The 549-nt window shown below is 73.6% G+C and carries 1 protein-coding gene; it reads left to right on the forward strand.

Annotated features, from left to right (window positions below; translation table 11 throughout):
• Window positions 1-384: FHA domain-containing protein (locus N865_RS21345; protein WP_034810298.1), on the forward strand; the 384-nt coding region annotated here is incomplete at its 5' end.
• Window positions 385-549 lie beyond the last annotated feature (165 nt).

Here is a 549-nt window from a genome sequence, read left to right on the forward strand (position 1 = left end):
CAGGGCGCGGTGCCCGCGCGCCCCCAGGTGCCGCACGCACCGGCCCACGACGAGCGCGCGGGCGCCCGGCCGCCCCGGGCCAACCCCTCGTCGCGTCCGTGGCTCGACATCGCGGGCGACCGCTACCCCCTCCTCGGCAGCCTGACGACGCTCGGTCGCGACGAGTCGGCCGACGTGGTGCTCGACGACCCCGGCGTCTCCCGCCGGCACAGCGAGATCCGCGTGACGACCGACGGCCCGCACCTCGTCACGTCGATCCGCGACCTCAACTCGACCAACGGGACGTTCGTCAACGGCGAGCGCATCTCGAGCCAGCGCCTCACCGACGGCGACCGCATCACGCTGGGCCGCACGACCGCCGTCTTCCGCGCCGGGCGGCGATGACGCATGAGTGAGCTGACCCTCACCCTGCTTCGGCTGGGGCTCCTCGCCCTGCTGTGGATCTTCATCTTCAGCGTGGTCGGCGTGCTGCGGACAGACATCTACGGCACGTCGGTCTCGCGCCGGAGCCGCCGCAAGGTAGCGCGCGAGCAGGAGCAGCGCTCCCGC

Source organism: Intrasporangium oryzae NRRL B-24470, assembly GCF_000576595.1.
GTDB classification, from domain to species: Bacteria; Actinomycetota; Actinomycetes; order Actinomycetales; family Dermatophilaceae; genus Intrasporangium_C; species Intrasporangium_C oryzae.